General features: G+C 69.8%; 31 protein-coding genes and 1 pseudogene. 13 read left to right on the top strand and 19 right to left on the bottom strand.

Annotation, left to right across the window (positions count from 1 at the left end):
* Positions 1-1,071, bottom strand: a 1,071-nt coding sequence (locus ON21_RS13165) for an NAD(P)H-dependent amine dehydrogenase family protein (protein ID WP_039798132.1), incomplete at its 3' end; no start/stop codon positions are given.
* A gap of 151 nt (positions 1,072-1,222) precedes the next feature.
* Between ON21_RS13165 and ON21_RS13160 the strand changes: the two genes are divergently transcribed.
* From ON21_RS13160 to ON21_RS13150, 3 genes and pseudogenes are all read left to right on the top strand, one after another.
* The gene (locus ON21_RS13160; RefSeq protein WP_157170824.1) at positions 1,223-3,520 is read left to right on the top strand and encodes a tetratricopeptide repeat protein; all 2,298 of its coding nucleotides are present in this window, start codon (positions 1,223-1,225) and stop codon (positions 3,518-3,520) included.
* Positions 3,521-3,814: 294 nt separating this feature from the next.
* On the top strand, positions 3,815-4,627 hold the full coding sequence (erm, locus tag ON21_RS13155) for a 23S ribosomal RNA methyltransferase Erm (protein WP_039798130.1): 813 nt from the start codon (positions 3,815-3,817) through the stop codon (positions 4,625-4,627).
* A 40-nt stretch (positions 4,628-4,667) separates the two neighbouring features.
* Positions 4,668-5,858, top strand: a pseudogene (locus ON21_RS13150) (lactate 2-monooxygenase).
* Positions 5,859-5,951: 93 nt separating this feature from the next.
* Here the strand turns inward: ON21_RS13150 and thpD are convergent.
* From thpD to ON21_RS36985, 7 genes are all read right to left on the bottom strand, one after another.
* Positions 5,952-6,857, bottom strand: coding sequence for an ectoine hydroxylase (gene thpD / locus ON21_RS13145; RefSeq protein WP_039798129.1), 906 nt, complete (start codon positions 6,855-6,857; stop codon positions 5,952-5,954).
* An 8-nt stretch (positions 6,858-6,865) separates the two neighbouring features.
* Complete coding sequence (locus tag ON21_RS13140) at positions 6,866-7,264, bottom strand: ectoine synthase (RefSeq protein ID WP_039798128.1); 399 nt, start codon at positions 7,262-7,264, stop codon at positions 6,866-6,868.
* Complete coding sequence (ectB, locus tag ON21_RS13135; protein WP_039798127.1) at positions 7,261-8,538, bottom strand: diaminobutyrate--2-oxoglutarate transaminase; 1,278 nt, start codon at positions 8,536-8,538, stop codon at positions 7,261-7,263. The genes ON21_RS13140 and ectB overlap by 4 nt, the downstream gene beginning before the upstream one ends.
* Positions 8,535-8,993: a diaminobutyrate acetyltransferase gene (gene ectA, locus ON21_RS13130; protein WP_245562580.1), complete on the bottom strand. Its 459-nt coding sequence runs from the start codon at positions 8,991-8,993 to the stop codon at positions 8,535-8,537. Before ectA ends, ectB begins: the two co-directional genes overlap by 4 nt.
* A gap of 228 nt (positions 8,994-9,221) precedes the next feature.
* On the bottom strand, positions 9,222-10,331 hold the full coding sequence (locus ON21_RS13125) for an ATP-binding protein (protein WP_051020750.1): 1,110 nt from the start codon (positions 10,329-10,331) through the stop codon (positions 9,222-9,224).
* Positions 10,318-11,028: a response regulator transcription factor gene (locus ON21_RS13120; RefSeq protein WP_039798125.1), complete on the bottom strand. Its 711-nt coding sequence runs from the start codon at positions 11,026-11,028 to the stop codon at positions 10,318-10,320. Before ON21_RS13120 ends, ON21_RS13125 begins: the two co-directional genes overlap by 14 nt.
* A gap of 447 nt (positions 11,029-11,475) precedes the next feature.
* Positions 11,476-11,823, bottom strand: coding sequence for a hypothetical protein (locus ON21_RS36985; RefSeq protein ID WP_245562579.1), 348 nt, complete (start codon positions 11,821-11,823; stop codon positions 11,476-11,478).
* A gap of 210 nt (positions 11,824-12,033) precedes the next feature.
* Between ON21_RS36985 and ON21_RS13110 the strand changes: the two genes are divergently transcribed.
* Positions 12,034-12,351, top strand: a complete 318-nt coding sequence (locus ON21_RS13110) for a hypothetical protein (protein WP_051020748.1) — start codon at positions 12,034-12,036, stop codon at positions 12,349-12,351.
* A gap of 6 nt (positions 12,352-12,357) precedes the next feature.
* Here the strand turns inward: ON21_RS13110 and ON21_RS13105 are convergent, their stop codons facing one another.
* The 4 genes from ON21_RS13105 to ON21_RS13090 form a co-directional block, all read right to left on the bottom strand.
* A complete protein-coding gene (locus ON21_RS13105) occupies positions 12,358-13,143 on the bottom strand; it encodes an RNA polymerase sigma factor SigF (RefSeq protein WP_039798124.1) in 786 nt (261 codons plus the stop codon).
* Positions 13,133-13,564, bottom strand: a complete 432-nt coding sequence (locus ON21_RS13100; protein ID WP_039798123.1) for an ATP-binding protein — start codon at positions 13,562-13,564, stop codon at positions 13,133-13,135. The genes ON21_RS13105 and ON21_RS13100 overlap by 11 nt, the downstream gene beginning before the upstream one ends.
* Positions 13,565-13,733: 169 nt before the next feature.
* Complete coding sequence (locus tag ON21_RS13095) at positions 13,734-14,417, bottom strand: PAS and ANTAR domain-containing protein (RefSeq protein WP_039798137.1); 684 nt, start codon at positions 14,415-14,417, stop codon at positions 13,734-13,736.
* A gap of 93 nt (positions 14,418-14,510) precedes the next feature.
* The gene (locus ON21_RS13090; protein WP_039798122.1) at positions 14,511-14,924 is read right to left on the bottom strand and encodes an STAS domain-containing protein; all 414 of its coding nucleotides are present in this window, start codon (positions 14,922-14,924) and stop codon (positions 14,511-14,513) included.
* A gap of 391 nt (positions 14,925-15,315) precedes the next feature.
* On the opposite strand from ON21_RS13090, the gene ON21_RS13085 reads away from it, so the two are divergent.
* The gene (locus tag ON21_RS13085; protein ID WP_039798136.1) at positions 15,316-16,527 is read left to right on the top strand and encodes a glycosyltransferase; all 1,212 of its coding nucleotides are present in this window, start codon (positions 15,316-15,318) and stop codon (positions 16,525-16,527) included.
* A gap of 16 nt (positions 16,528-16,543) precedes the next feature.
* Here ON21_RS13085 and ON21_RS13080 read toward each other — a convergent pair whose 3' ends face one another.
* The gene (locus tag ON21_RS13080; RefSeq protein ID WP_039798121.1) at positions 16,544-17,056 is read right to left on the bottom strand and encodes a DUF6328 family protein; all 513 of its coding nucleotides are present in this window, start codon (positions 17,054-17,056) and stop codon (positions 16,544-16,546) included.
* Positions 17,043-17,468: a ChaB family protein gene (locus tag ON21_RS13075; protein WP_039798120.1), complete on the bottom strand. Its 426-nt coding sequence runs from the start codon at positions 17,466-17,468 to the stop codon at positions 17,043-17,045. Before ON21_RS13075 ends, ON21_RS13080 begins: the two co-directional genes overlap by 14 nt.
* A gap of 141 nt (positions 17,469-17,609) precedes the next feature.
* On the opposite strand from ON21_RS13075, the gene ON21_RS13070 reads away from it, so the two are divergent.
* From ON21_RS13070 to ON21_RS13060, 3 genes are read left to right on the top strand one after another with little or no spacing between them, the layout of a single operon-like run.
* Positions 17,610-18,173, top strand: a complete 564-nt coding sequence (locus ON21_RS13070; protein WP_039798119.1) for a nucleotidyltransferase family protein — start codon at positions 17,610-17,612, stop codon at positions 18,171-18,173.
* Positions 18,174-18,443, top strand: a complete 270-nt coding sequence (locus tag ON21_RS39265; protein ID WP_039798118.1) for a BON domain-containing protein — start codon at positions 18,174-18,176, stop codon at positions 18,441-18,443.
* A gap of 5 nt (positions 18,444-18,448) precedes the next feature.
* Positions 18,449-19,168, top strand: a complete 720-nt coding sequence (locus ON21_RS13060; RefSeq protein WP_039798117.1) for a metallophosphoesterase family protein — start codon at positions 18,449-18,451, stop codon at positions 19,166-19,168.
* 12 nt (positions 19,169-19,180) lie between these two features.
* Here ON21_RS13060 and ON21_RS13055 read toward each other — a convergent pair whose 3' ends face one another.
* Positions 19,181-19,597: a CBS domain-containing protein gene (locus ON21_RS13055; RefSeq protein ID WP_039798116.1), complete on the bottom strand. Its 417-nt coding sequence runs from the start codon at positions 19,595-19,597 to the stop codon at positions 19,181-19,183.
* Between the two features lie 190 nt (positions 19,598-19,787).
* Here ON21_RS13055 and ON21_RS13050 point away from each other — a divergent pair, with 190 nt between their 5' ends.
* From ON21_RS13050 to ON21_RS13030, 5 genes are all read left to right on the top strand, one after another.
* Positions 19,788-20,129 (top strand): hypothetical protein, encoded by a 342-nt coding sequence (locus tag ON21_RS13050; protein WP_039798115.1) that lies wholly within the window; start codon positions 19,788-19,790, stop codon positions 20,127-20,129.
* 61 nt (positions 20,130-20,190) lie between these two features.
* Positions 20,191-20,646 (top strand): hypothetical protein, encoded by a 456-nt coding sequence (locus ON21_RS13045; RefSeq protein WP_039798114.1) that lies wholly within the window; start codon positions 20,191-20,193, stop codon positions 20,644-20,646.
* The gene (locus tag ON21_RS13040; RefSeq protein ID WP_039798113.1) at positions 20,643-20,960 is read left to right on the top strand and encodes a hypothetical protein; all 318 of its coding nucleotides are present in this window, start codon (positions 20,643-20,645) and stop codon (positions 20,958-20,960) included. The genes ON21_RS13045 and ON21_RS13040 overlap by 4 nt, the downstream gene beginning before the upstream one ends.
* 340 nt (positions 20,961-21,300) lie before the next feature.
* Positions 21,301-22,236, top strand: a complete 936-nt coding sequence (locus ON21_RS13035) for a glycosyltransferase family 9 protein (RefSeq protein ID WP_086006410.1) — start codon at positions 21,301-21,303, stop codon at positions 22,234-22,236.
* A 52-nt stretch (positions 22,237-22,288) separates the two neighbouring features.
* On the top strand, positions 22,289-23,794 hold the full coding sequence (locus tag ON21_RS13030; protein ID WP_039798112.1) for an FAD-dependent oxidoreductase: 1,506 nt from the start codon (positions 22,289-22,291) through the stop codon (positions 23,792-23,794).
* Between the two features lie 17 nt (positions 23,795-23,811).
* On the opposite strand, the gene ON21_RS13025 is transcribed toward ON21_RS13030, so the two are convergent.
* The 4 genes from ON21_RS13025 to ON21_RS13010 form a co-directional block, all read right to left on the bottom strand.
* The gene (locus tag ON21_RS13025; protein WP_039798134.1) at positions 23,812-24,339 is read right to left on the bottom strand and encodes an AAA family ATPase; all 528 of its coding nucleotides are present in this window, start codon (positions 24,337-24,339) and stop codon (positions 23,812-23,814) included.
* Positions 24,340-24,392: 53 nt separating this feature from the next.
* The gene (locus tag ON21_RS13020) at positions 24,393-25,253 is read right to left on the bottom strand and encodes an SDR family oxidoreductase (protein ID WP_039798111.1); all 861 of its coding nucleotides are present in this window, start codon (positions 25,251-25,253) and stop codon (positions 24,393-24,395) included.
* Positions 25,254-25,288: 35 nt separating this feature from the next.
* On the bottom strand, positions 25,289-26,326 hold the full coding sequence (locus tag ON21_RS13015) for a PP2C family protein-serine/threonine phosphatase (RefSeq protein WP_245562578.1): 1,038 nt from the start codon (positions 26,324-26,326) through the stop codon (positions 25,289-25,291).
* A 295-nt stretch (positions 26,327-26,621) separates the two neighbouring features.
* Positions 26,622-26,944 (bottom strand): helix-turn-helix transcriptional regulator (locus tag ON21_RS13010; RefSeq protein ID WP_039798110.1); only part of this gene is annotated, 323 nt, incomplete at its 5' end.

The following is a 26,944-nucleotide window of genomic DNA, read 5'->3' as shown; positions in this document are numbered from 1 at the left end:
CCTTCCGAGTTTGCCGACCGCGGGACGCAACGGGACATCCAGTGCGTCATAGAGTCCGGGTCTCGCCGCCATCAACCAGTCGATGGCGCCGACCAGGCGGCCGACGGCCGTGGCGTTGCCGCCCGCGGAGCGGTTGCCGTCTTCGTCGGTCGCCTCGACGGTCACTTCGATGCGCGGGTGGCCCTCGATGATCACCCGGTGCGCACCCGCGCCGCCGTCGGCCGGAGTGGGCCAGTCGGGTGCGCAGGACGGATGGATGCGGGTGACGTGCTCGACGACCAGCAGCGGCTGCCCCGCGACGATGCCCTGGACTTCGAATCGCACGGCGCCCTGGGTGCCCGCCGCGAACTCGCCCATGGACGTCGTGGTGACGGTGGCGTCCAGGGCGCGCCGATCCAGCGTCTCGCGGATCTCGTCGAGTTCGACACCGAGCGCCCGCGCCATCAGCCGTATCTGCCCGCCCCACACCATCGTCGGCACCGACGGCGCGAGCATCGGCGGCTGATAGTCCATCGGCTGCCCCATGCCGACCAGATAGCGCACCGAGTCCGGCTGGTCGTAGGTGGAGTAGTCGAAGATCTCCTGGCAGCGGATCGTCTCGACCGTGCTCCCGAGCCCGCTGATCAGCAGTGGCAGCACGTCGTTGCCCCAACCGGGGTCGATGCCGGAGACGAACAGCGATCCGCCGCCCTCAGCGATCGCCGCCAGCACCGGGTCGCGCACCTCCGGCGGCGCGTTGCGCGGATCGTAGAGGGCGTAGAGAGCCGGGGTGACGACCACCGCGCCGGCGCGGAGTGCGCGCACGATATCGGCGAGCGCGTCGTCGGGCCGGATGTCACCGGAGGCCGCGTAGACCACCGCGTCCGGGCGCGCGGCCAGAATGCCGTCGACGTCGTCGCTCGCGGCGACGCCGAGTTCGCGGTGGAGTCCGCCGAGCTCGCCCGCATCGCGTCCGACTTTCGCCGGGTCGTGCACCAGCACGCCGGTCAAACGCAGCGCGGGGTGAGCGTCGACGGCCCGGATCGCCGCCCGGCCGACGTTGCCGGTTCCCCAGACCACCGTGGAGATCATCGATCGAGCGTAGCAAGCGCTTGGTCGACTGTTCGGCGTTCCACGAAAGGGATCCGGCCTACCGTCGAACCGGCGAAATCCGCTGGGGCACGGCGAGGTGATGCCCCCCACGTTGCGCCCGATGCGCCTCTGCGCGCCATTGGGAAATGGGGTGAACTCCCCGGTAGCGTTGGGGCTCGGGGCATTACCCACCGCCAGGGGATTGCGGCGCAGTTCGGGTTCGCGGCGAGTACGGTATATCCCGCTGCCCGGCGCGGGGGCGGCGGTCGGGATCGGGTGGAAAGGCAGGCGCGCGACAGTGAACGAGCGGTATTCGTCGTGGGCTGCCCGGAATACGCCCGAAGAGCTGCCGCTGGCCGCGCGTTACCAGAGCGCGGATCCGATCCGCTGGCACGGCAGCATGGTCTATCCGATGTACACCGAGCAAGTCGGCCCCGCGCCCACCACCATCGCGTTGACGATGATCTCCGCCGCGCCGCCCGCCGGGCTGCGCGGGCTCGGCATGGGGCTCTCGGTCGTCGACGGCTATCTGGACCTCCACGGACGTGCGCTCGCCGGAGTCGACGCGTGGAGCGACGCGCTGGCCGCGGGCGTCAGCTTCGACGTCACCCCCACCGCGCCCGCGACGCTGGTGACTCTGACCCCGGTCTGGGTGGACGAATTCGGCACGCAGAAGTCGTGGGCGGGCAACTACGGCATCGTCGTCGAGCACCGGCCCAACGGTCGCGTCGTGCTGTGGTGCAGCATCGGCGAGGGGCCACCGAACTTCGCGAACCTGGTCGTGGAGCTGTCCACCGCTCCCACGCCCGTCGCGCCGCAGCCGCAGGCGCCCGCCGCGACCGCGACGTCCCCGATCGGCATGAACCGGCCCGCCCCCGGCTCCGTCTTGTCGGCGGGTCCGCCCACCGCGCCGACCATGCCGGTTCCGCGTATCGACGCCGCCGCGGCCGCGAGCGTGGCCGCGCCTCCCGCCGAACGGCTCGCCGCGGACTCATCCGCGGCCGCCGGTGGCGGCCCCGCGAAGACGACGCAGGACACCCCGCACCGCCGCGCGGGCAGCCTCTTCGTGAATCTGCAGTCGTCTCGTGCCGCACGATCCACTCCGGAGGCTCCGCATTCCGGTCCCGGCCCGCGACTTCCGGACAGCGCGCATTCGGCATCGAGTCCGGCCACCGCAGAATCCCTGGCGGACGCCGCGCACAGCGGGCCCCATCCGCTCGCGGGCGAGACCCCACCCGAAGCAAATGGCGCGTTCCCGTCGCCCGGACCGCAGTCGGAGCCCGAAGTCCCCGCCGAGAGCCTCGCTCCCCGTCCGCGGACCGCGCGCGAAAGAACCACGGCGGACTCGTACGGCACCTTCGGACCTCCCGTCGCGCACACGCATCCACCTGAAGACCCGGCCCGCTCCCGCACCGGCTTGCTACTCGGCAATACGCGGCCACCCGCACCGAACGCTCCGCTTCCCACCCGAGCCGCGGCGGAAGGCCCGAGTACCGAATCCAGCCCGCTCGTGGCGAACCCCTGGACCGCGGATCCCTACCGCGCGCTCGACCCCATCGGCACCCATCCCCAGCCCCAGGCAGGAACTCCGCTTCCCGGATCCGGGCCGGCGCCGGTAGGCCCGCAGGCTACTCGAGTCTCGGCCACCGCTTCCCCCACGGGGGACGGTCCGGGCTCCGGATCGAGCGACCAGGTCGCGAACCCTCGGACGGCGGCGGACCCGCATCGTGCGTTCGACCTCGCGGGCACGCGCACCCAGCCCACGGCGCAGACCTCGCTTCCGGATTCCGGCGTAGCCCCGGCGGAATCGAATCGCGGCTCCGGGGAATCGAATTCGCCTTCGGGTGGCCCGGCGTCGCCTGCGCCCACCGCAGCCCGGAAACCCGTTTCCCCCTCTGGTGGCCCGGCGTCGCCTGCGCCCACCGAGGCTCGGGAACCCGTCCGTGAGCTGGAGCCGGCCGTCACGAACAGCAGCCCCACGGCGAGCGCGCCGTCGGCCGTGCCGAGTGCCCCGGTTTCCGACAGTGCGTCGGCGCCGAACGGAATTGCGCAGCCCGACGAACCACGCGCCCCGGCCGCCGCGCCGCCGCGGGCGAGCGAGTCCGGGCAGTCGGGCGATCCCGGGTATCGCGGTGCGCTCTACGACCTCGGCGTCGCGATGTACCGACGCGGCGAGGAAGAGCAGGCGTGCGGACTGTGGGCGCAGGCCGCCGAAGCCGGGCACGCGGGTGCCGCCTACGAACTCGGCATGGTGCGGCTACGGCGCGGCGATCCCGTCGGGGCCGAATCCTGGTGGCGCACCGCCGCCGACCGTCGCGAGCCGCGCGCCATCGCCGAACTCGCCGATCTGCTCGACCAGCTCGGCAAACACGCGGAGGCCAAGTCCTGGCGGGTCTACGCCGCCGAACAGCAGGACCCGGACGTGGTGGGCCAGACGTCGTCGCGCTGAACCCCGCGGCGCCGCCTCCGGAAAAGAAGTGGCACGCGGCCGCGCCGAGGTCGTACGGTGCGGGACATGGGTGGCAGTCCCGGCATGAACGGAGCGTACGCGGTCGGCGCGTATTACCTCCGGCTGCGTACGGAGGCCCGGGCTCTGCCGGCGCACCGTACCGCTCCGATCTGCTGATCTCTTCGAGCGACATCCGCAGCGGCGACCGATAGCGGTCGCCGGATTGTTCGTGCCCTGGCATGGGTCCGGGCGAATCGACCTTCCCGATTCGACCACTCCGTTCGGAGGACACCCATGTCCCGCCATCGTTCCGTTTCGCGTGCCCGCGGCAACGACAGCCACCCGGCGACCACGCGAAAACGACTGTCGCAGAACTTTCTCACCGACGCACGCGCCGCTCGGCTGATCGTGCGCGCCTCCGGTATCACCGCCGACGACCTCGTCCTCGAGGTCGGGCCCGGCGACGGCATGCTGACCAGGCAATTGCTGGACATGGGCGGCCGGGTCCACGCCTATGAGAAGGATCGGCGCTACGCGGCACTGCTGCGCCGCCGTTACGCGGACGATCCGCGAATCCGGTTGCATCACCGTGATTTTCGCACGGTGCGCCCGCCGCGCGAGCCATTCGCGGTCGTGGCCAACGTGCCGTTCGCCATTACGACCGACATCGTGCGCTGGTGCCTGGCCGCGGACCGGCTCACCTCCGCGACCTTGCTCACCCAGCTCGAATTCGCGCGCAAACACTCCGGCGGCTACGGCCGCTGGACCAAGCTCACCGTCGCCCACTGGCCGACGACGGTGATCGAACTGGGCGCCCGCGTCGACAGGCACAGCTTCCATCCGGTTCCGCGAGTCGATGCCGCCGTCCTGCGGTTGCGCAACCGGCCCGCTCCGCTGCTGCCACGCGAGCAGCTCGGCGCTTTCCGCGCGCTGGTCGAGCTGGGTTTCTCCGGAGTCGGGGGAAGCGTGGCCGCGTCGTTGCGGCGGGAATTTCCCGCCCGTGCCGTCCGCAGCGCTTGCGGGGCGGCCGGGATACCGCTCCAACAGCCGGTCGGGCTGGTCTCCCCGGATCGCTGGCTGATCCTGTACCGCGCGCTGCGCGCCTGAGGGGAACCCAACCCGCTACAGGAACGTATCGGATACATTCATGCATCGAGGCGAGGACAGGAGCAGCGTGACCAACTTCGGCGACTACCAGAACGAGATCTACTTCCAAGGGCTCGGCGGTGTGCTGCCCGATTACCCGATGACGTATGCCGACTTGGAAGCCAAGGCGCAGGCGGCGCTGCCACCGGGCATCTGGTCGTACGTCGCGGGCGGCGCGGGCGACGAGCTCACCCAGCGGGCCAATGTCACGGCGTTCGAGAAACTCGGCCTGATCCCCCGCATGCTGCGCGCGAGCAAGACGCGCGACCTCTCGATCGAGCTGTTCGGGATGACGCTGCCGACGCCGATCTTCCTCGCCCCGGTCGGCGTGATCGGACTGTGCGCTCAGGACGGACACGGCGACATCGCCACCGCCAAGGCCGCGGCGCGCACCGGCGTCCCTATGGTCGCCTCCACGCTGACCGTCGATCCGCTCGAGCAGGTGGCGGCGGAGTTCGGCGACACCCCCGGGATGTTCCAGCTCTACACCCCCACCGATCGGGATCTCGCGCAGAGCCTGGTCCGGCGGGCGGAGGCGGCGGGATTCAAGGCGATCGTGGTCACCTTGGACACCTGGGTGCCCGGTTGGCGCCCGCGCGATCTGACGGGCTCCAACTTCCCCCAGCTGCGGGGTCACTGCCTGGCGAACTATTTCAGCGATCCGGTCTTCCGCGCCCTGTTGCCCAGCCCGCCCGAACAGGATCCGAAGACCGCCATCCTGACCTGGATCTCGCTCTTCGGCAACGCGTTGACCTGGGACGACCTGGCGTGACTCCGGTCGCTGACCGACCTGCCGCTCGTCCTCAAGGGCATCTGTCATCCCGACGACGCGCGGCGGGCCGTGGACGCGGGCGTCGACGGCATCTACTGCTCGAATCACGGTGGCAGACAGGCGAACGGCGGCATCCCGGCGATCGAGCATCTACCGGAGGTGGTGGCGGCGGCCGACGGCCTGCCGGTGCTGTTCGACTCCGGCGTGCGCACCGGCGCCGACATCGTCAAAGCGCTGGCGCTCGGCGCCACGGCCGTCGGCATCGGGCGCCCCTACCCCTACGGACTCGCCCTCGGCGGCGTCGACGGCCTCGTACATGTGGTGCGTTCGCTGCTGGCCGAGGCCGATCTGCTGATGGCGGTGGACGGCTACCCGACGATCGCCGACCTCGGCCCGGAGGCGATCCGGCGGCTCGCCTGACAGTCGAAAGGCGCCGGACGCCACGCGAAACCCCCGCGCGTGCGGCTCGCCCGACGATCAGGGCGGACCGCACGCGCGGGGGTGGCCTCCGGATCAGGCCGACAGCGGCGTGAAGTCGCGGCTGCCGATGTAGCCCGGTCGCGGCGCGGGCGCGGCGAACGGCTCGACGAGCGTGTTGTGCACGCTGTTGAACACCACGAAGATGTTCGATCGCGGGAACGGCGTGATGTTGTTCGACGACCCGTGCATCAGATTGGAGTCGAACAACAGCGCCGAGCCCGCCCGGCCGGTGAACTGACTGATCCCGTACCGGTTCGCGAGCGCGGTGATGTCGTCGGTCGTCGGCACACCGATCTCCTGCTCCTGCAAGGACTCCCGGTAGTGCTCGGCCGGAGTGCTGCCCAGGCACGGCACGAAGGTGTGGTGCGAGCCGGGCATCACCATGAGACTGCCGTTGATCGGATAGTTGTCGGTCAGCGCGATCGACAGGCTCACCGCTCGCGGCGCCGGCATGCCGTCCTCGGCGTGCCAGGTCTCGAAATCGGAGTGCCAGTAGAAGCCGGTGCCGCGAAAGCCGGGCATGTAGTTCACCCGGCTCTGGTGCACGTACACCGGCGACCCCAGCACCTGTTCGGCCAGCCGGAGCACCCGCGGCTGACGCACCAGCTCGGCGATCGCCTCGCTCAGCTTGTGCACTTCGAAGACCGAACGCACCCGGTTGGACGACTTCTCCACGATGACGCGGTCGTCGTCGCGCAGCGCCGGATCATTCGCCAGCCTGGTGATCTCCTCGCTGTAGTCGGCCACCTCCGCGGGGGTGAGCAGCTGATCGAGGATGGCGAACCCATCCGCGTCGAACGAGGCCAGTTCCGGGCTCTCGACCTCCCCCCACACCGCGGGGTCGGCACGCTCCAGGTGCGGAGCGGGCGCGCCGAGACGGGTCGGGTAGCGATCGTAGCGAGCCGTCTCGGGCGGTGTTTCGATGTGCTGCAGAACCATTGGTGTTCTCAACCTCCGATCGTCGCGGTGACCAGCGGGTAGACGCCGTTGCTGTCGTGAACCTCCTGCCCGGTGACCGGCGGGTTGAACACACACATCATCCGCATCGTGGTGCGCGCCTCCAGGCGGTGGCGTTCGTGTCCGTCGAGCAGGTACATCGAGCCGGGCCCGAGCTCGTAGGTGACGCCGTTGTCCAGATCGGTGAGCGTGCCCTCGCCCTCGACGAGCCACACCGCCTCCACATGGTGCACATAGTGGAACGTGTGCACCGTTCCGGCGTCGATGGTGGTCTCGTGGAAGGAGAAGCCGACGCCGTCGCCCCCCAGGACGATCCGCTTGCTGCGCCAGCCTTCGCCCGCCACATCGCGCTCGGTACCGGTGATCTCCGCGGTGGTGCGCACGATCATGCGATCGCCCCCATTCCGCCGCACACCGACTCGACGGCGCCCGAGAGGATCCCCAGGCCCTGGTCGAGTTCGTCGTCGGTGACCGTCAGCGGCGGCAGCAGCTTCACCACCTCGTCGGTGGAACCGGAGGTCTCCACCAGCAGGCCACGCTCGAAGGCGATCTGGCAGACCTTGCCCGCCTGCGAGGGATCGTCGAACACCACGCCTTGCACCATTCCGCGGCCACGGGTCGAGACACCGGGGAAGTGCGCGGCCAGCTCGCCCAAAGTGCGCGCGATCTTCTCGCCCTTGGCCATGGTCGCGGTCTGCAGGGCGTCGTCGGACCAGAAGTGACGCAGCGCCGTCGTCGCGGTGACGAACGCGGGATTGTTGCCGCGGAAGGTTCCGTTGTGCTCACCCGGCGACCACTCGTCCAGCTCCGGCTTGAACAGCACCAGCGCCATGGGCAGGCCGTAGCCACCGATCGACTTCGACAGCGTCACGATGTCGGGCGTGATGCCCGCGATCTCGAAGGAGAAGAACGGTCCGGTGCGGCCGCAGCCCATCTGCACGTCGTCGACGATCAGCAGGATCTCGCGCTCGGCGCACAGACCGGCGAGGTGGCGCAGCCACTCGGCGCGGGCGACGTTGACGCCGCCCTCGCCCTGCACGGTCTCCACGATCACCGCGGCGGGGCGGTCGAAGCCGGACGAGGTGTCGTCGAGCACCTTCTCCATCCACTGGAAGTCGGCGGTGGTGCCGTCGAAGTAGCCGTCATAGGGCATGTGGGCGGCGTGCACCAACGGTACACCGGCGCCGGCGCGCTTGGCGGCGTTGCCGGTGACCGACAGCGCGCCGAGGGTCATGCCGTGGAAAGCGTTGGTGAAGCTGACGATGGTCTCGCGACCGGTGACCTTGCGCGCCAGCTTGAGCGCCGCCTCGACCGCGTTCGCGCCGGTCGGGCCGGGGAACTGGACCTTGTAGTCCAGGCCGCGCGGGGTGAAGAGCGTGTCGCGCAGCGTCTCCAGCAGTTCGCGCTTGGCTCCGGTCGACATGTCCAGGCCGTGGGTGATGCCGTCGCTCGCGATGTAGTCCAGCAGCGAGCGCTTGAGCACGTCGTTGTTGTGTCCGTAGTTGAGCGCACCGGCGCCGGCGAAGAAGTCCAGGTAGTCCTTGCCTTCCTCGTCGCGCAGCCAGCTACCCTTCGCCGTGGTGAACACGGTGGGCCACGCGCGGCAGTAACCGCGCACGTTCGACTCGAGACTCTCGAAAACGGTGGTGTCCGCGTTGATCATCGGTGATCCTCCTCGGTGGTGCGGGCGGTCGGGGCGATGCGATAGAGGTCTTCGGGTGCGTGGTTGTCGGGGAAGACGCCCCCGTCGAACAACGGGCGCTTGGTCACCTCGGCGCCGCGCGCGGCGGCCACCGACGTGAACAGCGCGATGGAACCGGCGTTGTCCGGCGAGATGGTCGTTTCGAGTACCGAAACACCCTGGGCGGCGACACTGTTGAGCAACGTGTGCAACAACTCGGCACCGATGCCGCGGCCGCGTTGCGAGCGGTCGACCGCGATCTGCCAGACGAAGACGGTGTCGGGCGCCTGCGGGCGGACGAACCCGATCACGTATCCCACCACGCGACCGTCGATTTCGGCGACCACCGAGGTGCCGGCGAAGTCCCGGCACCACAAGAGGTACGCGTAGCTCGAATTGACGTCCAGCACCGCGGAATCCTTCGCGATCCGCCACATCGGAGCGCCGTCGCCCAGGCGGGGCGTGCGCAGGACCACGGCGGACCCGGTGCCTTTCCGGGACGGGGTGGCCCCCAGAGCGGCCGCGGCGTTTCCGACGCGCGATCGCTCGATCTCCGCTGGGGACAGGGTTGGCGATGACATACAACTCCCTTGTCTTATCAGCAGTACTTATCCAGGTTTGCGAAGCGACTTTGAGGTGAACCTGTCGACTTCTTTACGGTCGTATTACGGATGGATGTCGCCGAGCCGGGGCAGCCGCACGACGAATCGCGCTCCGCCGCCGGGACGGTCGGTGCAGTGCACCCGGCCGCCGTGCGTGGCGACCGTCTCCGCCACCAGCGCCAAACCGATCCCCGTCCCGTCCGGTGAACGGCGACCGCTGCGGGCGGTGGCGAATCGTTCGAAGATCCGGTCGCGGTCCGCGGCAGGCACACCGGGGCCCGCGTCGTCGACGGTGAGCACCGCGTCGGTGCCGTCGCGGTCGACGGTGACCGCGACCACACCGCCGCCGTGTCGGTCGGCGTTGTGCAGCAGGTTGGCCACCGCGCGCTCCAGCTCCACCTTGCGTCCGCGCACGGTGACGTCCTGGCGCACCGTGAGCAGCTCGCCCGGATAGCGGCGCTCGCCCAGGGTGTGGACCAGCAGGTCGCGCACCGACAGCGGCTCGGCGTCGCCGTGGTGCATGCCCGCTTCCACCCGCGCCAGGGCGAGCAGGTCGTCCAGCAGCTTGCGCAGGTGCTCGACCTCCGCGGTGACCAGGCCGAGCGCCCGTTGCGAACGTTCCGGCAGGTCGCCTCGGTGGCGGTTGAGCACGTCGACGGCGGCCATCAGGGTGGTCAGCGGGGTGCGCAGTTCGTGGCTGACATCGCCGAAGAGCCGGTGTTCGCGCTCGATGCGCCGTTGCAGCGAGTCCACCATGGTGTTGAACGACTCGACGGTGATCGCCAGATCCTGGTCCCCGGCTGCGGGCAGCCGCTGGTCGAGGTCACCGGAGGCGATCCGCGCGGCGGTGCCCGCGAGCTGATGCAGCGGGGTCAGCACCCGTCTGCTCGCCCACCAGCCGACCGCCGCGCCGATCAACGTGACCACGACGGCGCAGCAGATGAGCACATTGCGCAGCAGATCGAGATCGGCGTTGAGATCTCCCGGCGATTCGCTGCCCGCGCGCGTTCGCTGCGCTTCCAAATAGCCGCGGCTGATCGAGAAGACCGAGACGACCAAGACCAGCGACATCAGCGCGGCGATCGTCGCGAAGGCGGCGGTCACCCGCGCGCGTAGGCTCCAGGCGTTCGGATTCCAGCGGTCGGCGTCGATGCGGCGATCAGCGCCGCACATCGAGGCGATAGCCGAGCCCGCGCACCGTCACCACGATGCGCGGATCGGACGGATCCCGCTCGATCTTCGTGCGCAAGCGGCGCATGTGCACGTCCACGATGCGTTCGTCGCCGAAAAACCCACGGTCCCAAACGCGTTCGAGCAGCGCCGTGCGGCTGAGCACCCGGCCCGGCGACTCGGCCAGCTCGCACAGCAGGCGGAACTCCGTCAGCGTGAGCCGGATTTCCTCGTCGCCGCGGCGCACCACCCCGCTGTCCTGGGCGAGGACCAGCGGAGCCGTGTCGTCGGCCTCGAGCACCATTTCCTGTGGCGTCTCCCGTTCGGCGGTCAGCCGGAAGCGGCGACGCACCGCGCGCATGCGCGCGGTGATCTCCTTGATCTCGAACGGCTTGGTCACGAAATCGTCGGCGCCCGCCTCCAGCGCGGCCACCACGTCGTGGGTGTCGTCTCGGGCGCTGACCACGATGATCGGGACGTCATGGTCGCGGCGGATCTCCCGGATACATTCGAACCCGTCCATGCCGCCGAGCATCAGATCGACGATCATCACATCGGGAACACCATTGCTGCGCAGATGAGTGAGCGCGTCCTCGGCTTCCTCCGCCTCGTCGACGTCGTATCCCTCGTCTTCCATAGCGAGCCGCAACGCACCACGGACCCGGTCGTCGTCTTCCACGATCATCAGGTTTGCGCTCAAGACCTTATCCCTTGCAGACATGCGGAAGCGCGTCACGATGCGGACAACCGCATCCCCATTCCGACGCGACCTTCCGCTTTTCGAGCAACCTTTGCTCGGCTTCGAGTACCCCTCTGCCCAGCCGGTAAACGTCCGGCAGACCGATACGGGGCCTCTCGGTTGTTCCCTCGACGCTATACGCCCGCCCGGCGCGGGCGGCAGCGGGGCGGTGGCGCGGCTTCTCCTGCGCGCGCCGTGTCCGCACCCAGCGGACGATCTCTCAGCATGAAAACTACAGCGCAACAGCTTCTTTCGGACGTGTGATCGGTTCGGCCCACAGCCGCGCGAAGCACAACGCCGACAACAGCACTCGCAAGGCAAGAGTGTCATGCGTCACATCGGCGGCCGAACTTCGATCACACACGGGTGACCGTGGCAGGTATCACCACCACTCCAGCGCCCGCCCGGCTATCGCGGCGGCTCCAAACGGTTGAAATTGCTCGGCGGATCGTCGGCGCTGCGCTCCTCGTACCAGAAGCGAAGTCTCCTGGCATCGAATGTGGCGAACCACTCTTCCCATCCCACCCGACGCAGCACGGCGCCCCCGTACCCGGGAAAGTCGAACCGCAACACGCCGAGCCGACCGTCGTGCTCACTGCCCGGCACCGTCGCGGGCCGGGCTCCGCGCTGGGCGGCCCAGCGTCGGATGACGTCGTGGTTCCTGGTGACGGAGATCCCTCGGGACTGCGTCGACGCCCCCGGCCCACCCGGTCCGAACCGCGGATTCCGGGTGCCTGGGCGGCGCTGGTCGGTCATGACGAGCTCCTCGAGCCATCGGCATCTGTTGTCCGGTTCCTGTCTGACTACCCGTTGGGTCTGGTCCGCAAACTGGTCGCCCGCACTGCGGCTGCCGGGCGCAGCGGACCGGTTGGCGCCGCGATCGTTGGGTAACCGGCCGATGATCGGCGGGACGAGCGCGGTCGCCACCGTAGCGCACCCCGATCACCAGAACGAGGAGGAGTTCGCATGTCCACCGACAGCGCGACACAGCCGGCACCGCCCACGCCCTCGCCGGACCCCGTGCCGCCCACGCCCACGCCGGACCCCGTGCCACCCATCCCGGAACCGGATCCGGTGCCGCCGATTCCCGAGCCCGACCCCATCCCGGAGCCGAATCCCGTTCCGCCGGAACCCGATCCGAATCCGCTGCCGCCGGTGCCCGGCCCCGAGCCACGTCCGCCGGTACCCGGCCCGGCGCCCCCGGTGCCCGACCCCGGTCGCCCGTCGCCGGACCCCGGTCTGCCCGGGCCGTCGCCGGACCCGACCCCGCCCAATCCGATATAGCGGTCCTCAGTCCCGCAGTGCCTGCTCGCGCAGCGAATTCAAGGTCCTGGAAAGGATGCGCGAGACGTGCATCTGCGAGACCCCGAGCCGCTCGGCGATCTGGTTCTGCGTCATCGACTCGAAGAATCGCATGGTCAGCACTTGGCGTTCGCGCTCGGGAAGTTCGCCGAGCAGCGGTTCGACCGCCATGACGTCCTCGACCAGGTGATAGGAGGGCTCTTCGGCTCCCAGGCTGTCCAGCAGCGGCTGCGGGGCGCTCTCGGCGTCGTCACCGGCGGCCGCGTCGATGGACGACGATTGGTAGGCGTTGCCCGCGATCAGCGCTTGGGTCACCTCGACCAGGTCGACACCCAGCTCCGCCGCGATCTCCCTTGCCCGCGGCATGCGGCCAAGTCGCTGGGACAGCGTTTCGACGGTCGGGCCGATGCTCAGCTGGATCTCCTTGGTGCGGCGCGGCACTCGCACGGCCCAGGTGTTGTCCCGGAAATGCCGCCGTACCTCGCCCATGATCGTGGGCACGGCGAAGGACAGGAACGACGATCCGCGCGTGACGTCGAAGCGGTCCGCTGCCTGCACCAACCCCAGGCGAGCGACTTGCAGCAGGTCATCGAAGTTCTCGCCGCGCCCGGCGAACTTGCGGGCGATGTGCTCGGCCAGCGGCAGGCAACGCTCGATCAATTCCTGACGCATCGGCTCACGCCGAGCGTCGCCGGGATCCAGCGCGGCGATCTTCTCGAACAGCGGCTCGATATTGTCGTAGGTATCCGCGCGCGACCTCGGCTCACCCGCCATTCGGGGCACCCCGCACCCAGCTGAAGTCGATCACTGTCGGATATCCGCCGAGCACATTGTCGTAGGAGCCTTGCGCGGCGGCGATCGAGTCGGTCAGCGTGCGCACGATGTGCCAGCCGAGCCCGGCGTGCCCGAGCACCGACTCGGTGACCGCCACCGACGAGACGTGCACGAACATCTTGCCGTCGTCGTAGGTGAACTCGCAGTCGATCGTCGAGCCAGGGGCGGCGTCGAGAATGAGCGAAGTCGCGACCTCGTCGAGCGCGAGCCGGATGTCGGTCACCTCGTCCAAGGCGAAGTCCGCGATCAGGGCGACTGTCTCGGCGAGCGCGCGGAGCATGGTCAGCTGTTCCAGCCGGGCGGGCACCCGTACACCGACTGTCGTCGTGTCGGTCGAGGATCGGGAAGTCGACTCCCCCATTTGCCCATCACCACCTTGTCCTCACAGCCACTCCACTGTGGCCTGCGTACCGCTGCGGAGTTCTCCTTGTCGGCCCCGGGGACACTGCTGGCGCCACCGACTGTGGAGCGGAAATATCGCCGCGTCCCTCGCCGAGGACGTACCCGCGGCGCTCGGATCGAAACGCCGGTCAGTCGCCGTCGATGCGCTCGTGGGCGGTGAGCAGCAGATGGTCGAATTCCGTTCGCAGCCCTACCGTGACGCCTGCGAGGCCGGGCAGGTCGGCGACCAGCCGCGCGGCCAGGTTGCGCAGTTTGACGTTGGTTTCCTGCGATCGCCAGCTCAGCACCCGGAACGCCTGCTCGGAGCCGACGCCGTAGATCAGCATGAGCGCGCCCTTCGCCTGCTCGATCACCGCTCGGGCGGCATACAACTCGGGCAGCGCGTCGTCCAGCGTTTCCTGCCGGTGCTCGGCGAGCGTGTCGGTGACGTCGATGTAGTAGCCGGAGGTGCCCACCACTCGCCCGGAGTCGTCGGTCATCCGGTCGGCGACCAAGATCACGTGGTGCACCTCTCCCGCGGTATCGATGATGCGGTGACGGCTGGAGAACGGTTCCGCGTCGGCGATCGACCGCGCCAAGGCGCTGGCCACCGCTTCGCGATCGTCGGGGTGCTTGTGCTTCAGCAACAACTCCGTTGTCGGCGTCACCGTCCCGGGCGCGTATCCGTGTATCGACGCGACCTCGGCCGACCATTGCCAACGCTGGTCGGCGAACCAGAAACGAAAACTGCCGACACTCTGCGGCGTACCGCTACCGATCACCCGGTCCAGCGCGGGGGCGTTCTCGGGCTGGATCGACCTGCTCTCACTCACCGCTGAAGTATCCGATGCCCACGCGCCCGGTGTGACCGGATCGGGAGCGGTCACACCGGCGAGCACGGGCCTGCGGGGAAACGCGCCTTCGACTCAGGCGTCCAAGGCTGAGCGCATGGACGGGTAACGGGGGAACAACGACCGCACGCTGGTCACCTCGAGTGCCCGCTCCACTCCCGGTCCGCCCGCGACGATGCGCAGATCCGGACGACCCAACCCCTCCTTGCGCAGCGCACCGAGCCGCACGGCCGCGCGCAGGCTCAGGAACCTCGCCGCCCGCAGATCGATCACCACCGCATCGCACGGTGACTGCAACGCACGCTCGACCGTCTCGAAGAACTCGGCCGACACGGCGGCGTCCAACTCGCCTTCGACCCGTACCACCACGCATTCGCGACGGCGGTCCACCCGCTGTGCCCACAACCGGTTGTCCCGACGACGTCCCGGTCCCGAACCATTGAGATGCACGCCCTCGGCGTGGTCCCGTAGCAGAGAAATGGCAGACAAGTCGAACCTCCCGTGTAAGGGGGTATCCAGTCCTCCGCGACGGCCGGGACGAGGGCGGCGGGAGCGCGAATCGGTTGCCGTGCCGTCCCATCGACCGGCTGCGCCGAATGCGTCGAACCGGGGTCGGCTGTGCTCTCAACCTCCCTACAGTGTGGCACGGCCGACCCGTTCCCGACAGCGTTCGGTAGGAGAACGTGACCCGCCGCCGGAGGCCCCGCAACCGGTACGAACCGACCGTTCGGCCGGGTATATGACCGCTGACGTGGGGTTTCATCGGGCCGTCTCCGGGCATATCCCGAACATATTCCCAAACGTCACGCGATGCCGGTCGTTGGGCAACCGCGCGGATTCGCGCGTCCGGATGCTGCCCGCGACGAGAACGGAGCACCCGGTGAAGATTGCCATGGTTTCCGAAGACGCCAGCCCGCTCGCCGAGGGCAGCCCCGCCGACGGGGGCGGCCGCGGCGCCTACGTAGCGGAATTGTCGGCGGCCTACGTCCGCCGCGGCCACGACGTGACGGTCTATACCCGGCGCATCGGTCCACACGCGCCTGCCGAACTGTTCGCCGACGGCGGCTATCGCGTGGTGCACGTCCCGGCCGGACCGCCCGCTCCCCTGCCGAGCGACCGCACGCTGCCCTACCTCGGTGACTTCGGCACGGTGTTACGGCGGCACTGGGCTGCCGAACGACCGGACATCGCACACGCGCACTACTGGAAGTCCGGGCTCGCCGCCGAACTGGCCTCCCGTGCCCATGGCATCCCGGTGGTGCTGACCTTCCACGGACTCGGCACCGTCCAGCGGCGCTGCGAAGGTCTCGCCGACCCGAGCCCGCGCTCGCGGATCCGGTTCGAGCGGCTCATCGCCACGCGGGCGGCCCACGTGGTGGCGACCTGCTCCGACGAGGTCGCGGAGCTGGCCAGGATGGGCGTGCCGCGCTTCCGGACCTCGGTCGTGCCCCACGGGGTCGACCTCACGAGGTTCACCCCGGAGGGCGCTGCCGCCGATCGGCACGCCGCGCACCGGCTGCTCGCGGCCGGAGAGTTGGTGCGCCGCAGCGGATTCGACCCGGTGATCCGGGCGCTGCGGGAGCTGCCGGACACCGAGCTGGTGATCGTCGGCGGTCCCGCCCCCGACGACGAGGACGACGCCGAAGGCCGCAGGCTGCGCCGCATCGCATCGGATCATGGTGTGCGAGAGAGGCTTCGGCTGACCGGGCCGGTGGCGCGGCCGATGCTGCCCCGGCTGTACCGCTCCGCCGACGTCGTACTCTGCACGCCCTGGTACGAGCCGTTCGGCCGGGTGGCGCTGGAGGCGATGGCCTGCGGGAAGCCGGTGGTCGCCACGGCCGTCGGCGGTCTGCTGGACACCGTGATCGACGGCGTCACGGGGCGATTCGTCGCTCCGCCCGAACCCGACGCCATCGTGCGGGCGGTGCGCCCGCTGCTGGCGGATTCGACGTTGCGCGAAACGTGGGGCGCCGCAGGGTATCAGCGGGTCGCAGGCCGCAACTCCTGGGATCGGGTGGCGGCCGAGACGCTCAGCGCCTATCACCGCGGCGCTCCCGCGCACGCGGGCGAGGTCGTCTCCTGGGCCCGGTGAACCGGCCCCCGGTGAATCAGTAGCGCTCGGCGTGGACGTCCTCGGACGCGCCGCGCCAGCGCCACGGCGCGATCAGCCAGGTCGACAGGAACAACGCGACGGCGGCGATACCGGTCACTATCGCCGCGGCCGTGCCGGTCACATAGTCGACCACGAGGATCACCGCGCCGATCAACGCCAGCCCCAGCAGTGCGACGCCCGCCATCGCGCACCGGTGCGCCGCCCAGACGACATTGCCCAGCCGGTGCCTACGGAACAGGATCCGATGCCAGGACACCGGCGCGATCAGGAACACCGTCGCCCCGAGCACCGCGGCCAAGGTGGCGAGATACAGCGCTCGCAGGCCCGGCGCCAGCGTGCCGAACGAGGCCTGGAACGGCAGCACGAGCAGCGCCCCGAACAGGAATTGCACCCCCGTCTGCACCACACGCAACTCCTGGATCAGGCTCGCCCAGTTCCGGTCGAGTCGTTCGAGCTCGGTCTCGCCGCGCTCGCGCCGGGCCCAACCGTCGTCCTCATCCTCGGGCACGCGCGGCCTCCTGGCGATTGCGTTTCTTGATCGCCTCGACGAGTTCGTCCTTGGTCATCCGCGAGCGCCCGGTGACCTCCAGCCGCCGGGCGATGTCCAGCAGGTGCTCCTTCGACGCGTTGGCATCGACGCCTTCGGCGGTCTCGCCACGCGCGTCCGGTCCGCGCTGTTCGGCGCGCTGGTCCGAAGGACCGCGGCGGGCCTTGGCCTCCCAGTGGTCGCCGACTTTCTCGTAGCTGTGCTTCAGCGCGGCGTAGGCGACGCGGTGGGCGCGCTGTTCGTCACCGTCGTATTGTTCGAGCGCGGCGTCGTGCGCCTCGGCGAAGGTGCGCTGCGCCTTCTCCTCCGACCGCTTCAGCGTGCTCGGCAGCTCGGATTTCTTGACGTCGCCACGCGCTGTCGTCTTGGGCATGTGTCGCTCCTTCCCTGCTCGCGAGGTCGGTCCGAAGTGGTCCGAAAACCCGGGGCCAGGCCGCGTCGGGCCCTCCGGATATCCGGACGCATACCCGGTGAAACGTCGATTAACCCGGTGTCCGCCGGGTACCACCGCTGCATGGCCGTTACCACCGATCAGTTGCTGCATGCGCTCACCCGCACGGTGAACGCCTTGGCGGCGACTGATATCCGATTCGCGGTGGCGGGCGGCTGCGCGGTCTATGCCCGTGGCGGTCCCGCCTCCCAGCACGACGTCGACATCTTCGTCAAACCGGCAGACAGCGGGCGGGCGATCAACACGCTGGCCCGTGCGGGCCTGCGGGTGTGCGACCCGCCGGAGAACTGGCTGCGCAAGGTCTACGCCGACGACATCCTGGTCGACGTCATCCACCGCCCGAACGATCGCGAGGTGACCGACGAGCTGCTCGACCGGGCGACGGAGATGCGGATCGGGCCTGCCAAGGCCCCGGTGATCAGCGGCACCGACTTGATGGTGGACAAGATGCTCGTCTTCGACGCGCACCGCCTGGACCTCAGCCCGATCCTGCACATCGCGCGCGACCTGCGCGAACAGGTCGACTGGGAGGTGGTGCGCGAGCAGACCAAGGCCTCGCCCTACGCGCGGGCCTTCATGGGTCTGCTGGACGATCTCGGCATCACCCGCACCGGAAAGGTGGAGTAGATGGAACAGCCGCAATACCTGGTCGCACGATTGCGCCGCGCGCTGGCCGAGGATCCCCGCACCGCCGAACTCGGTGTGCAGGTGACCATCCGCGGCGACGTCGTGGTGCTGTGCGGCGAAGTCAGCAGCGAGAACTGCAAACAGCAGATGGAAACCGTGGTGCACGAGCAGCTTCCGCACGCGCGGATCCACAATGACGTCCATGTCACCCGTCCCACGGCGCCCGTCGAAACCGAGACGCTGGAGGCGGACGGATCCGAAAGGAGTTGAGCGGCATGCGGATAGCCGCGGTCGGTGACGTACATCTCGGCGTGGATTCGCGCGGGCAATGGCGGCAGGCGCTGGGCGGACTGTCCGAGCGAGCGGATGTGCTGCTGCTGGCGGGCGACCTGACGCGCCACGGCGCGGTCGACGAAGGCCGGGTCGTCGCGGAGGAATTCGCCGACCTGGGCGTGCCGGTCGTCGCCGTCCTGGGCAATCACGACTATCACGGCGATGCCCAACAGGAGATCAGCACCGTGCTGGCCGACCACGGCATCACGGTCCTGGAAGGCACCTCGGTGACGTTGAACGTCAACGGGAGCACGCTCGGGGTCGCGGGCACCAAAGGATTCGGCGGCGGCTTCGCGGGCAAGTGCGCGAGCGTCTTCGGTGAACCCCTCATGCGCGAATTCGCCGGGCACACCGTGGACGTGGCCGCCGCACTCGGCGATGCGCTGGCCGATCTGCACGCCGACGTGACCGTCGCGCTGACGCACTACTCCCCGATCAGCGACACCCTGCACGGCGAGCCGAGGGAGATCTATCCCTTCCTCGGCTCCTATCTGCTCGGCGAGGCGATCGACCAGCACGGCGCCGATTTGGCGCTGCACGGTCACGCGCACGCGGGCACCGAGCGCGGCACCACTCCGGGCGGCATCCGGGTGCGCAATGTCGCCCAGCCGGTGATCCGAGCGGCCTACGCGGTCTACGACATGCACCCGGCCGCGGTCTGAGTAGCGCCGGACTCAGAAGTCGGTCGAGATCGCCTCCACCGTGCTGCCCGACTGGGTGTTCTCGACGGTGGTGGCGACGTCGGCCTGCGCGATGATGCCGACCAGCCGGCCCTTCTCCAGCACCGGCACGCGGCGCACCTGATGCTGCGACATCACCGACATCACCTTGCGTACGTCGTCATCGGCTTCGACGGTGACCAATTCGCCCCCGAGTTCGCCCGCGTCGACGCCGAGCGGATCCTTGCGCTGGGCGATCACTTTCACGACGATGTCGCGATCGGTGAGCATTCCTTTCAGCTTGTCGTCCTCACCGCAGATGGGCAAGGCGCCGACGTTCAACTCGGCCATGCGCTGCGCGGCGGCGACCACCGTGTCGCTGGATCGGACGCACTCCACGTTCGGGGTCATGATGTCCCGTGCTGTTGTCATCGGGGTCCTCCTTCTCGCGGGTACGAGCGGCCCGGAACAGGGCCGCTCGCTGAGGTCCTACCCCCGTTTCGGATCCCCTAACGCGGGCATCCGACCGGTATGGCCGCCCAGGACGGCCCGCTCGCGACCCTGCGGGCAACCGGGCCGCCCACGCACCGAAATCGTTGCCGCTCAGCAGAAAGGACATCCGATGCTGCCAGCACCGAACGAGCCGACCTCAGGGTCAGGCGCCGGGGAGCAGCACCCACCCCGGACCCACGGGTTTCCCGACGACACCCGCACCATCCGAACGCACGCCGGAGAATCCATCGAGGACGCCCGGAACTGGCCGGGCATCATTCTGGTCGTGGTGGGCATCGTGGCGATGGCCCTGACCCTCACCGCCGCCGGGTACGGATTCGCGGGGTGGGCGGTGGTAGCGGGGGTCGTCTGCGGCGTCTGCATCGTCGCGGGCGTCCTGGTGATCCTCGCCGAGCACCGCCGGATCAAGGCGCGGGAAGGTAGACGACTGCGGGACGCCGCCGGTCACTGACCGAGCGCTCGCCCGATTCCGTGCTCCCGTCGGAGACACGGCTTCGAACCCAGGAGAAAGAATGACAAACCAGCCCAAACAGCCCTTGGGCCGCTTCGCGCTGCTCATCGGCACCCTGTCGGCTTCGGCGCTCACGGCATGTTCGGCCGACGGCGGCGATCCGGCCGCCGATGCGCCCGAACCCGCGACCGTCTCGATCACCATGCCGGGGCCGAGCAGCCCCCAGGTGCCGAACACCGATCAGATCACCGCGGAAGCGGCGAAGCAGCTGTGCGACATGATGGGCGCGGACATCGACACCTGGCGTGGTGAAAGCGCCACGGTGGCCAAAGTGACGTTCAACGGCACGGTGCACAATTGGGCGGCCCGTAACGGCGGGCTGAACGACGTCGTCGTCACCGACCGCGGCACGATCGACGCCGTCACCGCGCAGACCTGTCCCGAGGTGCGCGATCAGGCGGTGCAGGCGCTCGGCGTGCCGGATCTGGCCTCCGCTCTGGCGGGGTTCGGCCGATGAGCGCCGCGAGCCGGATGGGCGTCGCCGTCCTGGCCGCACTGGCGGTGTGCGCGGCGGGGTGCGGCGACGAGCCGGAGAAGATCGTGAACAAGGGCGGTGACACACCGTGCAACGAATACGTCGCCCAGGATCCCGACAAGCAGCGCGTCACCACCGAGAAGTTCCTCGAAGAGGAGCGCGAGGGCAACGAGACGCCCGACGCCAGGACCGTCGACGCCGCCATCGCGGCGATCAAACTGATGTGCTCGGCACAGGCCAACCCGGACACCCCGATTCGGAAAGCCGACCTCACCGGCATCTTCGTGCCGAAATGAATCGAGGAATTCATCCGAATGAGGGCGGATTCGAGGGTTTCGCCCCGGATCTGCCGGGCATCTCCGGAAAGCAAGGACGGTTGCTCGATCTGGAATGCCGCTCCCGCTGTGGTCGATCAGGCGCCGAAAAGCAGTGGGAGCACTCGTTCTATCCGCGCGCACTCCGCGACAACGGTGTCGGGGAGCGCGTCGGACGGCGGGCTTCGAGGCACGTTTCCGGCGTCCCGACCAGGTTCCCCGAGAAGATGACTCGAAGCTTTGTGGCCCACCCGCTCAGGGCCGCCGACGATGTCGGCCCGGGCGGCGGGTTGTGCCCTTACGCAGGTATGGAGGCATTCCGGTGACTGTCTTGCTGGCGCTGCGCGCACACGGGCTGCGGGAGCTGCTGACCGCGATTCCCGCTTTGCGCGCATTGCGCGACGCCCGCCCGGGCCACCGGCTGGTGCTGGCCGCGCCGGGATGGCTGCGCCCGGTCGTGGAACTGGCCGGGTGTGTCGACGAACTCCACGCAACGCCCATGGCGGGGGGATTGCGCTGGAACGCTCCGGCGCCCACCTTCGCGGTCAATCTGCACGACGCCGGGGCCGAGAGCATACGCGCGCTGCTCGCGACCGATCCGGAGCAAACGATCACCTACCGCCACAAGAACTTTCCGCGGGTACCGGGCCCGCTGTTCGAGCCCGATCTGCCCGACACCGCGCGGTGGTGCCGGTTGCTGGAATGGGCGGGCATCCCGGCCGACCCGGCTCGACTGGACATCACACCGCCGCCGGAGTGCACCGGCGAGCGCCGGTCCATCGTCGTGTATCCGGGTGGGGCGCAGGCTCGGCGCTGGCCCGCCGACCGCTTCGCGGCAGTGGCGGCGGGCTTGCGCGAGTGGGGCGGTCCGGTCCGTATCGTCGGCAGTGCCGCGGACCGTCCGCTCGCGCGGATCGTCGCAGAACAGGCGGGCCTACCCGAAAGCGACATCCTGGCAGGCGAACTCACGCTGCGCCAACTCGCCGTGACGGTGGCCGACGCGTCGCTGGTGCTCAGCGGCGACACCGGCGTCGGGCACCTGGCCACAGCGTTCGGCACGCCGTCGGTGCTCGTCTTCGGTCCCGATTCACCGGCGGTCTGGGGACCGCCACCGGAACGGGCCGCACACGTCGCCCTGTGGGCCGGACGCCCCGGCGACCCGCGGTCGAGCGCACCCGCACCCGGATTGGCCATGATCAGCGCCGCCGAAGTGCTCGCCGCCGCGGATCGGCAGCTCAGCAGCCACGCGCGAGTATGAGCAGGAAGCCGCACGGGCGTTTCGCCCCGTCGAGACCGGCTATCTCCGGCATATGACGTCCCTATGGTTGCACGGCGCGCAGGTTCCGGCGCGGTTGCGGTTGACGCCGGGATCGCGCTTCGACGCGGTGGTGATCGGCGGCGGGCTCACCGGACTGGTGACCGCCCTGCTGCTGGCCGAGCAAGGCGTCGAGGTGGCCGTGGTCGAAGGCAGACGGGTCGGCGCGGGCACCACCGGCGCCACCACGGGGAAGGTCAGCCTGCTCCAGGGGACGCGTGCGCAGCAGATCGCCCGGCATCATTCCGACGACGTGCTGCGCGACTACGTAGCGGCCAATCGCGAAGGGCAGGAGTGGCTGCTGCGGTTCTGCGCCGCGCACGGCGTGACCGTCGAGCGGGCCGCGGCGTTGACCTACGCGCAGAACGACGACGAAATGTCCGCCGTGCGCGCGGAATACGCCGCGACGCAGAAAGCCGGCCTGCCCACCGAACTGCTGCGCGAGGTGGACGCCCCCTTCCCGGTGCGCGGCGCGGTGCGCCTGGCCGATCAGGCCCAACTCGATCCGATGGCGCTGCTGGCCGCGCTCGCGGCCGACGTGGAATCGCACGGCGCGCCGATCTACGAATCCACGCTCGTGCGCGGCGTGCACCACGGTGGCGGCGGTGATCTCGTCGTCTCCACCGAGCACGGCGACCTCGGCGCACGCCGGGTGGTGCTGGCCACCGGGACACCGATCCTCGATCGCGGCGGATTCTTCGCCCGCCTCACTCCGCAACGCTCCTACCTGACGGCGTTCCGCCTGGACCGACCGGCTCCGCGCGATATGTACATCAGCGCGGGCAGCCCGACCCGCTCCCTCCGTCGCGCGCGGGGACAAGACGGCGAGTTCCTGCTGGTCGGCGGCAACGGTCATGTCGTCGGCCGCGGCGGATCCACCCTGGAGAAGGTGGAGGATCTGGTGAGCTGGGCGCAGACCTGGTTCCCGGGCGCCGAGCTGACCCACCGCTGGTCCGCTCAGGACTACTCCCCCATCGGGGAACTTCCCTACGTGGGTCCGGTGCTGCCGGGGCAGAACGACATTCAGCTGGCCACCGGCTACGCCAAGTGGGGTCTGACCAATGGGGTCGCCGCGGCGATCGCACTGGCCGGACGGCTCACCGGCGCCTCGCCCCGATGGGCGGGCGCACTGGCGAGCTGGCGTCCGGACGAGCTCAAGGCACTGCCCGCGGCGACGAAGATCAACGGCGCCGTGGCGCAGAAACTCTCCGCGGGCTGGCTGCGGGTCGCGACCCACAGCGACGGCGCCGCCCCCGCCGAAGACCGCGGCACGGTCCTGCGCGAAGGCCTGCACCCGACAGCGGTGTGCACGGTGGACGGCGTCACCAACCGGGTCTCGGCGGTGTGCCCGCATCTGTACGGCATCGTCAACTGGAACGATGCCGAACGCACCTGGGACTGTCCGCTGCACGGTTCGCGCTTCGCCGCCGACGGCACGCTACTCGAGGGACCGGCCACCAGCTCGCTCACTCCCCTGCACGTGCCGCGCGACACCCGGTGAGCTGGCCTGCGGGCGGCTCAGTCCGCCAGCGGCCTGGCATCGGCGAGGATGCGATCGACCGTCTGCTCGACCGTCAGATCCGATGTGTCCAGCCAGAGTCCGATCCGGGGAGTGTTCTCGCGCAGCACTCTGTCCAGCCCCGCGACGGTGAATTCGTCGTAGGCGTCTTTTCCGCGCCCGGCCTCTCGCGCCAGCACGACCTCCGGGCGCGGCGCGAGCACGATGACGTAGAGCGGTCGCGTGACGATCAGATCCGCCGTCCAGGGCAGGAATTCGCCGAGGAAGACGTCCTGGAGGACGGCCGTGAATCCGGAATCGGCATAGGCGTCGGCCGTCGCCGCGGCCAGGCTGTGCCGTAGCCGCAACTGGGCCAGCGCCTCGGGCGAGGGGTCGGCGCTCATCTCCGCGCGTCCGTTCACGACGAACCGGCGGAAGGCGTCCCCGCGCACGTGCGCCGAGTGCGGCAGCCGTTCGGCCAGCGCTTGGGCGACGGTGGATTTGCCCGCGGCCTGGATGCCGGTGATCAGATAGACAGCCGATGCCATGACGACGATCATGGCGGGTCTCGGACCGCACGGCCGCGGCGGCCCCGCCGCGCTCAGTTCGCGGGAGTTGCCGCCTTCTGTTCGACATAGCGGTTCATCGCCCAGTTCAATCCGCGCATCGCGGCGTTGTACGCGGGCGGGAAATACCGCTGCGCCCAGAAGCCGACGCGAATGTCGGGCGAAGTGAACACCAGGTAGCGGTTGCGCTCGACGCCGCGCACGATCGATCGCGCCGCCGCCTCCGGGGTGACCGCGTGCCGCATGAACAGCGCCATGCCCCGCTGCACCGCTTCGGCCGTGCGGTCGACGCCCGCGATGTCGACGCTGTCGACCATGGGCGTGGCCATCGCGCCCGGACACACCAGGCTCACACCGATGCGGTGACGCGCCAGATCGAAGCGCAGCACCTCCGATACCCCCCGCAGGCCGAACTTGCCCGCACTGTACGGCGCGTGCCACGGCAAGCCGAACAGACCGGCCGCCGAGGACACGTTCACCACGTGACCGCCGCGTCCGGCCGCGATCATGGGCGGGACGAACGCTTCGATCACGTGAATCGGGCCCATGAGGTCGATGTCGATGGTGCGCCGCCATTGCCGGTGGGTCAGCCGGTCGACGGTCCCCCAGGTCGCGATACCCGCCACGTTCATGACGATGTCGACGCTGCCGACCACGTCGTGCACCTGCGCCGCCAGCGCGACGACCTGGTCGTAGTCACTGACATCCGCCGCCTCGGCGACGTGGACGGTCGCGCCCGCGGCCCGCGCGTCGGCCGCGGTCCGCGCCAACCCGTCGGCGGCGATGTCGGTCAGCACGAGCGAAGCGCCTCTGGCCGCCGCCGCGAGCGCCGTACTGCGACCGAGACCGCCGGCCGCGCCGGTGATCAGACAGGTTTTGCCGGCGAACTTCGTCATAGTCGACGACCATACGCAACCATGAACACCGCTGTCTATGGAACTGGTGAACGGCTCTCCCACGGCACGGGCGCGAGCGCGACCGTGATGTTGTCGCCGCCGCCGCAGCGCAACGCGAACTCCGCCAGTGCGCGGGCCGCCTCCGCGGGCGACTTCCCCGCCACGTGCTCGGCCAGCGCGGACGGGGCGGGCGCGTAGTTCCACAGTCCGTCGGAGCACAGCAGCAGCACGCCGGGCCCGGTGACGCGCACTGTCCGCACGCAGTTGTCGGCCCAAGGCCGGGGTGGGCTGTCCGCGCCGAGCCAGCGGATCAGCGTGTGCGCCCTGGGATCGGCCATCGCCGCGCGCTCGTCCATCGCGCCCGCGTCTACCAGTGCCTGCGCCCAGGAGTCGTCGACGCTCAAACGCTCGGCTTGGTCGTCGCCCGATCGTCCACCCGAAGTCGAAGGCAGCCAATAGGCACGGCTGTCACCGACATTGGCCACGGTGATCTCGGTTTCCGCACCGCGACGGGCGACGACGGCGGACACGTAGGTGCACGAGGGTGCAGGGCCGTCGGGAACGTCCACGTCGCGGACCGCCTGCACCGCGGCCGCCAACCCGGCCATGATCGCCTCGGCCGCGAGCTGGCCGCCGGCGAGCGCGGCGGCGGTCGCGCCGACGCCGGCCCGGACCGCAGCGCCGGAGGCCACCTGCGGCCGCGACGAGGTCGACACTCCGTCGCTGACCGCGATGACAACGGCGGTGTCCAGCTCCGAAACCGCGTCTTCGAGCACACCGGCCGCCACGGCGTCCTCGTTGCGCGCATGGACTATGCCGCGATCGGTGAGCACCGCCACCGCGCCGAGATCGGTATCGAAGCGATCCGGCACGGGCCCGGAACGGCCACACCGCGCACAACGCCCGTCGGCGTAGAAGTGGTCACCTCCGCAATCGACGCACGACGTCGCATCGGGACCGGGCAGCGCTACGTATCGATAACCGAGTTCCAGACCGCAGGACGCGCACCGCGGGCCGTCGAGTCCGACAGCCGAGCATCCGGCGCAGCGTAGGTCGGCACCTTCATCGTTCATCGGACGGCTCCCCTGCCGACGGTGCCGTGGCGCCCGCAGGCGCGGCATGCTCCGGAAGTCGTTGGCCCAACCGTAACCACAGTGGCGTATTGCTGGTGCGAACTTCCACACCCTCCTCCTTCATCTCCCCGGCAGGCCGACTCCGATCGCGATAGTACGGGAGCGGCGCGGCCCTCGATCCCGGTGCCGGATCGACCAGCCCGCTGCCCGGCAGCACGATAGCCGACGGTCTGCCCGCGCCCCGGGAGACGGCAGACCTGGCCGGACGGTCCGCAGGACGGAAGCCGCTTGTCGTTCAGACCAACTCGGGTGCCCGATGCGAGCGCCGCCCCCGCAAGCGAAACGTCTGCGGAGGACAGCCCTGCCAGCGGCGGAAGGCCCGGATGAAGGACGCCGCCTCCGCGTAGCCCAGCCGCGCGGCGACCTGTTCTGTGGTCATGTCGGTGTGCGCGAGCAGCACCTCCGACATGGTCTGGCGCACCTCGTCCAGCAGTGCCCGGAACGAGGTGCCCTCCTCGTTCAGCCGCCGCGAGAGGGTGCGCGAGCTCATGAACAGGCCGAGGGCGACCGTCGCCTGATCGGGGATCTCACCCGGAGTGCGGACCAGCCGGTCGCGCA

It is taken from the genome of Nocardia araoensis NBRC 100135, assembly GCF_000308435.1.
Lineage (GTDB): Bacteria > Actinomycetota > Actinomycetes > Mycobacteriales > Mycobacteriaceae > Nocardia > Nocardia araoensis.
This window is presented reverse-complemented; position numbering and strand designations above follow the sequence as displayed.

What these genes read in the sequence shown, in the direction of transcription:
- erm (WP_039798130.1), top strand. Translation starts at nt 3,815, where the DNA reads ATGTCCCGCCATCGTTCCGTTTCGCGTGCCCGCGGCAACGACAGCCAC.
- thpD (WP_039798129.1), bottom strand. Translation starts at nt 6,857, where the DNA reads ATGGTTCTGCAGCACATCGAAACACCGCCCGAGACGGCTCGCTACGAT.
- ON21_RS13140 (WP_039798128.1), bottom strand. Translation starts at nt 7,264, where the DNA reads ATGATCGTGCGCACCACCGCGGAGATCACCGGTACCGAGCGCGATGTG.
- ectB (WP_039798127.1), bottom strand. Translation starts at nt 8,538, where the DNA reads ATGATCAACGCGGACACCACCGTTTTCGAGAGTCTCGAGTCGAACGTG.
- ectA (WP_245562580.1), bottom strand. Translation starts at nt 8,993, where the DNA reads ATGTGGCGGATCGCGAAGGATTCCGCGGTGCTGGACGTCAATTCGAGC.
- ON21_RS13125 (WP_051020750.1), bottom strand. Translation starts at nt 10,331, where the DNA reads ATGTGCGGCGCTGATCGCCGCATCGACGCCGACCGCTGGAATCCGAAC.
- ON21_RS36985 (WP_245562579.1), bottom strand. Translation starts at nt 11,823, where the DNA reads ATGACCGACCAGCGCCGCCCAGGCACCCGGAATCCGCGGTTCGGACCG.
- ON21_RS13110 (WP_051020748.1), top strand. Translation starts at nt 12,034, where the DNA reads ATGTCCACCGACAGCGCGACACAGCCGGCACCGCCCACGCCCTCGCCG.
- ON21_RS13105 (WP_039798124.1), bottom strand. Translation starts at nt 13,143, where the DNA reads ATGGCGGGTGAGCCGAGGTCGCGCGCGGATACCTACGACAATATCGAG.
- ON21_RS13100 (WP_039798123.1), bottom strand. Translation starts at nt 13,564, where the DNA reads ATGGGGGAGTCGACTTCCCGATCCTCGACCGACACGACGACAGTCGGT.
- ON21_RS13075 (WP_039798120.1), bottom strand. Translation starts at nt 17,468, where the DNA reads ATGCCCAAGACGACAGCGCGTGGCGACGTCAAGAAATCCGAGCTGCCG.
- ON21_RS13070 (WP_039798119.1), top strand. Translation starts at nt 17,610, where the DNA reads ATGGCCGTTACCACCGATCAGTTGCTGCATGCGCTCACCCGCACGGTG.
- ON21_RS39265 (WP_039798118.1), top strand. Translation starts at nt 18,174, where the DNA reads ATGGAACAGCCGCAATACCTGGTCGCACGATTGCGCCGCGCGCTGGCC.
- ON21_RS13060 (WP_039798117.1), top strand. Translation starts at nt 18,449, where the DNA reads ATGCGGATAGCCGCGGTCGGTGACGTACATCTCGGCGTGGATTCGCGC.
- ON21_RS13055 (WP_039798116.1), bottom strand. Translation starts at nt 19,597, where the DNA reads ATGACAACAGCACGGGACATCATGACCCCGAACGTGGAGTGCGTCCGA.
- ON21_RS13050 (WP_039798115.1), top strand. Translation starts at nt 19,788, where the DNA reads ATGCTGCCAGCACCGAACGAGCCGACCTCAGGGTCAGGCGCCGGGGAG.
- ON21_RS13045 (WP_039798114.1), top strand. Translation starts at nt 20,191, where the DNA reads ATGACAAACCAGCCCAAACAGCCCTTGGGCCGCTTCGCGCTGCTCATC.
- ON21_RS13040 (WP_039798113.1), top strand. Translation starts at nt 20,643, where the DNA reads ATGAGCGCCGCGAGCCGGATGGGCGTCGCCGTCCTGGCCGCACTGGCG.
- ON21_RS13030 (WP_039798112.1), top strand. Translation starts at nt 22,289, where the DNA reads ATGACGTCCCTATGGTTGCACGGCGCGCAGGTTCCGGCGCGGTTGCGG.
- ON21_RS13025 (WP_039798134.1), bottom strand. Translation starts at nt 24,339, where the DNA reads ATGGCATCGGCTGTCTATCTGATCACCGGCATCCAGGCCGCGGGCAAA.
- ON21_RS13020 (WP_039798111.1), bottom strand. Translation starts at nt 25,253, where the DNA reads ATGACGAAGTTCGCCGGCAAAACCTGTCTGATCACCGGCGCGGCCGGC.
- ON21_RS13015 (WP_245562578.1), bottom strand. Translation starts at nt 26,326, where the DNA reads ATGAACGATGAAGGTGCCGACCTACGCTGCGCCGGATGCTCGGCTGTC.